Origin of the sequence: Legionella sp., from assembly GCF_049790535.1 — a bacterium.
Lineage (GTDB): Bacteria > Pseudomonadota > Gammaproteobacteria > Legionellales > Legionellaceae > Legionella.
Window position 1 is genome coordinate 1 of record NZ_JBAQZB010000157.1, and the last position, 8,285, is coordinate 8,285.

Consider the following 8,285-nt stretch of genomic DNA (forward strand, 5'->3'; position numbering starts at 1 on the left):
CCAGATAACATCTGACCAACAGCAGGATCATATCCTGTTTGAAATGCTTCCATTTGAAACTGAGCATCGTCGAACTCCAAAAAATTTGGAAATTTTACCAGTGCCTGAAATTTTCTGCGACAAAACCAGTTTTCTTCCTGGCCAGTACTATTTAAATTTTTACAAAGACTCAGCGCCAAAATTCGTGCGCTAAAAGAGCTAATGAAATTAACATGACTACGAGCTGAGTTATTTTACCGCCTGGAACTACAAAAATAGGACTGTGATATTTTCTACCGCAATAACACATTAGTGCGGGTAAAAGTAGTAGCAAAATAATGCAAAAAATACCTGCATAGCCCAAAGAATTAATGTAAATACCTGGGTAATAAATAACAACTAGTAATGGAGGAGCAAAAGTTAATAAAAATAATCCAACACCCTGACTTCCACGTTGGTCAAATTTTAGTCCATCGGACAGAAAACTATATAAACTTAAAGACACACCCAAAAAGGCAGTAAGCATGCAGATGGAAGTGAAAAAATCAAATAAGGCACTAATGGTCGTGCTTTGCACTTTATTAGATAATAATGTTGCTAATGCACTGGTTGCATGTGGATTATTCATCAAACTTTCAAGGTTTTGACTTCCTTCAGCAGGAATAGCTCCTATAATGACGGCATCCCAGGCCAAATAACAGCATAAAGGAATTAAAGAACCGATAAAAATAACTTTTTTTAGCAGCCTAATGTCATCATCAAAATAGTCTCTAAGATTTGGCACAATGATGGCAAATCCAAACGAGGTGATTAAGATCATGATAGAGCCGGTAATATAACGAACCTCACCGTGGCTAAAATGTTGCCTATCAACGTGGGGTGCTATAAGTAAAACTAACAAGCAATAAGCAATTAATTTGCCAAACATCAAGCCACGATTAGTATAATCTACATAACGGATGCCACCATAAACAATAAGACCAAAGAACAAAGTAAACAAACAGCTTACTTGCCAATCGCTTAGCTGTAGTCCAATTTTTAAGAGCAAACTGTTTAATAAGTCTGAACCTCCGGAAATGTAGGCTGAAAGCAGAGTATAGAGTAAAAATAAATAACTTATCCAAGCTGCAAGCAAACCATATTTACCTAAAGTCGCTGCTGCCATAGACACCATATGTTTGCCTCTGGGTAAATAAAGATTTGCTTCAAGAATGAAAAAAGCTCCTAAAGTCATAAGTACCCAGCAAATAAGTAAAAAAATGGACGATTGCCAAAATCCAGTTGCAGCATTAGCGACCGGAAGGGCAAGCATGCCCCCACCAATAGATGTACCGACAATTAAAAGGATTCCTCCAATAAATCTTGAATGCATCTATACCCTTACTTCATGGAATAATTTATTGGAGCAGTTCTAGCAAAACAGCACCTGGGGGCTCTGCCAATAAACCATTGAATTTCAATTCGTCGGTTCATTGCGCTGCCATGAATTAGTGCGTTATCTGCAATAGTATTTTTATCACCATAACCCTCTGGTTTCAGTCGTTGAGCCTGAACGCCATTGGCCCATAAATAAGTCATCATACTTTCAGCCTGAGCTTGCGACAATAGATTTTTATGATGTTCAGTTCCAACATTATCAGTAAACCCTGCAACATATACAGGACTTTCAGGATAAAGACTCACTAGTGCAATGATATTTTGTAGCCCTTGATAACGTATTTCATTAAGGCGAGGACTTGCAAACATAAAATATTTATCTGTCGGTATAATTAGTGTCATGGTATCGCCGTATTGTACAAATTGGATGTCACATTTTTGTAATTCATTTATAAGGCGACGTTTTGGCATAGTACCCGTGCTAACTAAGGCGCCAATGGTGCCACCGATGGCGGTACCTGTTAGTGCGCCAGCTACGGATCCCGTTGCTGCCGCTCCTACTGCAGTACCCATTGTGGCTCCAATCGTTGCCCCACGAAGTACAGGATGACGGGGTTTAAAATTATTATAAGGTGGATGAGCACAACTACTTAGCAAAAAAGTGATTAAGCCACAATAAACGAGGTGTATTTTAGTTAAATTGAGTGACATAGGCACTTCCTTATTAATGATTTTATCATTATTAAACATCTGGTTGAATTTCGCAATGCAGCTTAGCAACTAAGAGGATTAATTATTAAGGCTATCAGTAATGATTTGCTGATGGCCTTAGATGATAGCAATGTACAGATTATTTACTGTATGCATTCATTCAGATTTTTATCAGTTACAGACGAACCACTTTCAGGTTTTGGCTCTGGTTTGAATAGACCAAACAACTCTATTTCATCGCGATACTCAATGTCATGACGCCCCAATGTTTTAAACTCACGTATGCATTGGGTGCACTTCAAAGCGGTCATCAGAAGTAATCCACCAATTGATATTGACATGGACAGGCCAATTACTGGTTGAAAAATAACCATAGGTAGGGCAATGAGAAAAATAGATGCGTAAAGTGAGATTGCCGAAGCTGCCCAGAATGTTAACTTACATGCTTGCGCAAGATCATATTTTATAATAGCAAGTTTCTTGGAATTACGAGCATGACGTATTGAATCAGTAGCTTTATTGTATGCCTCCAATCTTCTTTCATATGAAACATTAGTTACTCCTGAGTTGGATTTCAATATTTTCAAATGATCCACAAAATTTTCATAGTCTTTTATAATGGCTTCTATTGTCTTGCTTTCTTTGGCTTTAGTGTACGATATATTATAATAATTTTTTATGTCTGCTATGTGTTTTAAAAGTGATTCATTGAGTTTAACTCCGGTAAATAAATTGCTTAATTTTTGATCATTTTCGATTAAACGTTTTTCTAAATTTGTGTAGTTTAAAGGCATAATATCTCTTCATTTAAAATTACTTGATTTAAATTAATTCGTACTGCTTTTTGAGTAATTCAACTGTATAACATACTTAGACAAAAAAACATAATGTCTGTTTTTTACTCAATTTTAGATCCAATTAGTGTGAGCCAAGTTGGAGTCATTATCAAGTAAAGAAAAGTAACATATCGACACTTCATTCATTTGTTTGAAAACGGCATAAATTTTGATAATCACATTGCTGACAAAGACTCATTTGAGTAGGTTGTGGTGGACAGTGTCCCTGTTGAAATTCTTCCGCTAAACGTGTTAATTGTGCTTGCCAATTCTCTCGACAATTAGTCCATGTTTCTTCTTTTCTTAATGAGCTAATACCGCTAATTCCTTGTTTTTCTTCACTGAATCCACTGCAACTAATTTTTCCTGTTTTTAACTGCACAAATAACAACGCATTAATTTGTGTGTCCAGAAGGGCATAGAGTAATAATTGAGGTTCTTTGGGTCTGTCTTCATTCCAGGGCTTATTATTGGGAAGACTACTTTTATAATCGATCACCCATTTTTTATCGGCTACCTGATCAAGACGATCCACACGAACCTGCAGCTCAAGGCCAGCCAAATTAATTGCATAAGACTGTTCTAAAGCTGCAATAGTAAAAGGAGGTCGCTGTTTCTCCCATTCCAAATAGCTAAGGACTAAACGTTTAAGACGCGTATATTCCACTTCATGAATGAATTTTGAAAACGATTCAGGCTGTTGTTGTGTTAAAGGAGCTAAAGCTCTATGAATCGCTTGATTAATATGTTGTTCCACTATTTGTTCATCTAAACTGAATAGAGCGTGCTGACTTTCCAGTTCATGCCATAACAATTCCATTACCTTATGAATGATTTGCCCTCGCTCTTTTGTATCGAGGCCATCAGTAGTGTAAGAGACAGCTTTGGCACGTAATCGATGTTCAGCAAATGCTTTAAAAGGGCATTTAGCCTGATTGGCGAGTATCGACGTGCCGCCAGATATATGTTCTCCTAATTTTAGCGGTACATTATAGAGTTCTTCTACATGAATTAATTCATTGTGTAGAACAGACTCGGTATTCATTGGTAGCGGTGCAAATGAGGGTAATTTTGCAATTAATGAACACGGTAAATAAGAGGTATCTCCTTGCAATTCAGCATAACTAAATACTACAGAGCCAGCACTGTTTTGCAATCGATGTACTGTTTGTCTAGCAAATTGCAGTTCACGTGTAGGAAGACTATGGGGCATGCACAATTCACGCTGTAAGAGGGGAGGAATAAAGGCGGATAAATGCACTTTTTGTGGTAAACATTGATCGGTTAAACCCATAACCCATAAGTGATCAAATTCACATCCTGATGCTTCTAATAAACCAGAAATCTGAATGGCCGCGTTGATTTTTTGTGCTTGAAAGATTGTCTTATTGGCAAGAAGCTGCAATGTTTCCAATGCTTCTGTTTTCGTGAACTGAGAATTAAGTAAACTTAATTGTCTGAATTCATCAAAGAGAAGCGTAAAGCGATTAAAGCACTGGTAATTTTCAGAGATTAATCCGTAATCCCCAGGAAAGCCTAGCGAGTTTAAGCGCTCTTGAAACAGATGTATCCATTCCAATACGCTCGTTTTGAGTGGGTAAGGAGTTACTTGCGTAAGTAATGCGGCAAGTTTTGGTGTCTTAACCTCAAGATCGTGAATGAATTTAGTAAATAGGATATTCTGCTTTTCTAATAAAGACCCATCTTGTAAATATTCTGAACGTGCAAGAAACTCTTCCTGAGCACCTCCTAAATAGGGAGATTGCAAAATTAGGCTTGCCTGATGATGATTTAAAGACTTTGTATCCAAATTAAGCCAACAAAGAGCATGCGCTATCAGAGGGAAGGTGCTTAGAGGTTGACCTAGGGATATATTAAATAATGTAGGGTTAAAATGTTGAGCTAATATTCTTTGCAGTTCTGGTGATTTTTGCTGTAAATCGGGAACAACGACACTAATACGTTGATTGCCGGAGTGTAGTTTTTTTTGCAACCATATCATTAATTGTTGGTATTCTTCTTTATCATCTTTTGCAGCAAATACCTCTGCTATTGGGGGGTGCTCTTTTAAATCATAGTAATATTGTTTCAGTCCATGTTGCTCCAAATGCTGTTGCAGACGCAGCTGTTGCGGATTAAAGTCATCAAAACATACCCATACCACCGGTTGAGATAGCAGCATGCTGTTTGCATTAACTAAATAGGTAGCGAGCTGACATTCAGTGATAAAATTTTGTTGTTTTAATTGATTATCAAAAAATTGCCACCATTGCTGAAATTGCCGTGTTTGTGAAGTGTAATGAAACTCAGGATCTTGGGGATTAACTTGCCATTGTTCACAGCGTTCCCAAGCACTTAACACCGAGTGCAGTAACCCTTCGCTATAGGTGATCTGAGCATGTGATTTAATGATGTTTCGCCATAAATGGTGGCATTGGGTATTGTTTAAAAGTAGTGGATGAGAAGAATGACTGTTTATAAAGTTCAGCTGTTCGTAAGCCTTAATAAGTACCACCTGATAAGGCAAGCAGGTAGGCTTTTGTACCGTCTTGCTAGTACAAAAATTAAAATAATACTCTAATAAGGATTCACTGAGTCGATTATTGGGCGTAATAACAGTTACACCTTTTGCTAATAAAGCAAAAAGATGTTCTTTATCATTAAAAATATGCATTAATAAATCATACCCTTGTTATTTTCCAGTTCATTAGACTTCATTTCGAAACAGTGCTGCGGAAACAAATTTATCCTTTTAGTTTGGATTTTGCCGTGAGTTTTAAAAGAAGTCTATTTGTGATGAGTTTTATGTAAAGACTTGGCCCGAGTTCGCGCGGCGACGAAACGGGGTAAACACATACTTTTTCTCTTGTCTGTATGTAAGATATCGTATACTAACCAACCGCGTAAATATATGGAAGCAAATCCTGCGGCTAGAGCCAGAAAAACACCAAAAAGAATATAACTGTAGGCAAGTACGACAAGATAAGCATAAGCTAAATCTTGAAAATTTTTTATTGAAAATAATGTAGTTCCTGATTCATTCATGCACAGTAGCAAGCCAAGAGCAAAAAAAGGTAAGGAAGCAATAACCATGGTAAACCCAATCCAAAATGTTTTAGCGATAAATGGTTTGGGACAATAAATAATACTTTTGCCACATAAAGCTCCTGTTGCAGAAGCGATGATCATACCTAAAATGATTGCCTGAAAAAGAGGTACTAATTCCTTTATACCAATAAGGGTTAATAATGCATCAATAAGAATGGTCCCCACAACAGACAATAATCCATAATATACTGCTGCCAATAACCGAGGATTAGGAAAATAAAGTGCTGCATCCTGTTTTTTCATGCTTGGCTCCCTAAACTGCTCTTTAAGTATAATTTTAGTACATTATTAGTTGGTTATGGGAATTTCTTTCGAGATAAGGATCATGAGCAAGAAGAGGTATAAATAAAAACTATATCAAAACAATGAACCCGTATATACTACTAATAAAAAATAATCATAGACTGACTTATGCAAAAATTTGGAACTTTTTTTTTAAAATTATTTGGTTGGAAGGTTGTTGGCAACTTACCAACAGATAAAAAATACATTGTCATTGTTGCTCCTCATACCAGCAATTGGGATTTCCCAATCGGTTTATTTGCTCGTTTTTCTCAAGGGGTGAAAATTCATTTCTTGGCCAAAGATCAATTATTCTTTTTTCCTTTAGGTCTGTTCTTAAGAGCTGTAGGCGGTACACCCATTGATCGTTCTCAAAAAAATAATAACGTAGAAAAAGTTGTTGAATTATTTTCCTCACGTGATGATTTTAAACTGGCAATTACCCCTGAGGGCACTCGCAGTGCGGTAACACGTTGGAAAGAAGGTTTTTATCATATTGCGTGTAAGGCAAAACTGCCTTTAGTGATGGTTGCGTTGGATTATCCATCTAAGGAAGTTCGCATTCGTGAAGCGTTTTGGCCTTCAGGCGATATTACTAAAGATTTTCCGCAGGTTCTTGATTATTATAGAAAAATCGCTGGGTGTTATCCTAAAAAAATTCCTGAATATTCTCCTCCTAAATAACGTTCGCACCTTGATGTATGCATGTTTGCTAAATGGTTTTTCGTTTTAAATTGACCAATTTAGGTTTTGCTACATTTTTCATATATAATGACGGGGCGTTTTAAAGTGCCTATCCAATTCTATGCTACATAGGAATAAAGACCGTCACGTTCTTTATGAAGTTTTTTATTTCCAATTAGTGATATCCTTGAACCCAATATTGGTCTGCATTTCCACCTGCGGGATCTTTCCAGAAGTCAAGTGCAGCAGCTCGCCATGTATATGCCATCCACGCCTTTAATCTGTGAGTGTTAGGACCGCTTCCTTTCTGACGAAAATGAATGGCCTCTACTTCCCACCAGTGATATTCACTCCAATTCCATGTGATAGACTCATTAAATCCCATACAATTTCCACGACTATGGGCTGTGTTTGCATAAAATCCTGCATTTGCAGTTATGGATGCTGGTAACAAAGCGCAAACTATTACTTTTCCAAAACACTTCATTATACTACTTACTCCTATAATTTACTTTACACTCCTTGTAAATTATTCTCTTAACAAGGGGTTTCTACCCTTCCCAATTGCTAGTACTGCAACATTTTATTTTTCTAAGATTCATCTTTTGCCCTGCTATATTTAAAATGTAACATCAGTAAGGAGTTAAAAATGTATGTGCAATTCTTTGAAAAACCAAAAGTGCAGTTCCCTATTAAGTAACCAAACCTGAATATCCTCGTAGTAAGGCTTTAGAAGATACCATCAAAATCCTTAGAGATATACTTTGTATTGTCGATTACTTTATTCACAACATTATCAAGCTAAATCAGTAAAAGCGCTATTATTTAGAATTTATCCAAATCAAAAAAGGGTCTAAAAGCATCTCGGCATGCCCAATACGATATTTATCATCGAATACCCATCTCATATGGTGCTTGCCCCTTAATACATATGTCTTTAAACGATTTTCTATTTCAAAGTATTGAAGTTTAAAAGAGGCAATTTCATGTCCCATGCTCGTACCATTATCAAATACTGGTGAAATATGTACTTCTTTTATTTTATTGGGAGCTTCTTTTTCTCTCGTTATAATAATACCCCAATTATCTTGATGACGATCGGTATTTCCTATTAAAGCGTCAAAGGCAAGAGCTTTGGCCCAATACGCTTGCCAATCCAGAGTGCGCGTAAAATCTAACTCAACGCCAGTTATGGATAAGAAAATTATAATTACTTGAAAAAATATTGAATAAAAAGATGGTGCTTGATAGATTTCTCTCTTTTTTAAACCGCCAAGTTATGAAAGGAGTCGAAATGCTATTAGCACC

The 8,285-nt window shown here is 36.7% G+C and carries 8 protein-coding genes; 2 read left to right on the plus strand and 6 right to left on the minus strand.

Annotated features, from left to right (window positions below; genetic code table 11):
- A partial coding sequence (locus tag WA877_RS10945) for a hypothetical protein (protein WP_425170952.1) occupies positions 1-193 on the plus strand: 193 nt, incomplete at its 5' end.
- Here WA877_RS10945 and WA877_RS10950 read toward each other — a convergent pair.
- From WA877_RS10950 to WA877_RS10970, 5 genes are all read right to left on the minus strand, one after another.
- Positions 170-1,351, minus strand: a complete 1,182-nt coding sequence (locus WA877_RS10950) for an amino acid permease (protein WP_425170953.1) — start codon at positions 1,349-1,351, stop codon at positions 170-172. The genes WA877_RS10945 and WA877_RS10950 overlap by 24 nt on opposite strands.
- 8 nt (positions 1,352-1,359) lie before the next feature.
- Positions 1,360-2,067, minus strand: coding sequence for a C-OmpA-like family protein CmpA (gene cmpA, locus WA877_RS10955; protein WP_425170954.1), 708 nt, complete (start codon positions 2,065-2,067; stop codon positions 1,360-1,362).
- A gap of 143 nt (positions 2,068-2,210) precedes the next feature.
- Positions 2,211-2,861, minus strand: a complete 651-nt coding sequence (locus tag WA877_RS10960) for a DUF5638 domain-containing protein (RefSeq protein WP_425170955.1) — start codon at positions 2,859-2,861, stop codon at positions 2,211-2,213.
- Between the two features lie 181 nt (positions 2,862-3,042).
- Positions 3,043-5,577, minus strand: coding sequence for a PD-(D/E)XK nuclease family protein (locus WA877_RS10965; protein WP_425170956.1), 2,535 nt, complete (start codon positions 5,575-5,577; stop codon positions 3,043-3,045).
- A gap of 113 nt (positions 5,578-5,690) precedes the next feature.
- Entirely contained in the window at positions 5,691-6,254 is a 564-nt protein-coding gene (locus WA877_RS10970) for a hypothetical protein (protein ID WP_425170957.1), read from the minus strand.
- Positions 6,255-6,422: 168 nt separating this feature from the next.
- Here WA877_RS10970 and WA877_RS10975 point away from each other — a divergent pair, with 168 nt between their 5' ends.
- Entirely contained in the window at positions 6,423-6,977 is a 555-nt protein-coding gene (locus WA877_RS10975) for a 1-acyl-sn-glycerol-3-phosphate acyltransferase (protein ID WP_425170958.1), read from the plus strand.
- Between the two features lie 175 nt (positions 6,978-7,152).
- Here the strand turns inward: WA877_RS10975 and WA877_RS10980 are convergent, their stop codons facing one another.
- Positions 7,153-7,464, minus strand: coding sequence for a hypothetical protein (locus WA877_RS10980; RefSeq protein WP_425170959.1), 312 nt, complete (start codon positions 7,462-7,464; stop codon positions 7,153-7,155).
- Between the last annotated feature and the right edge of the window lie 821 nt (positions 7,465-8,285).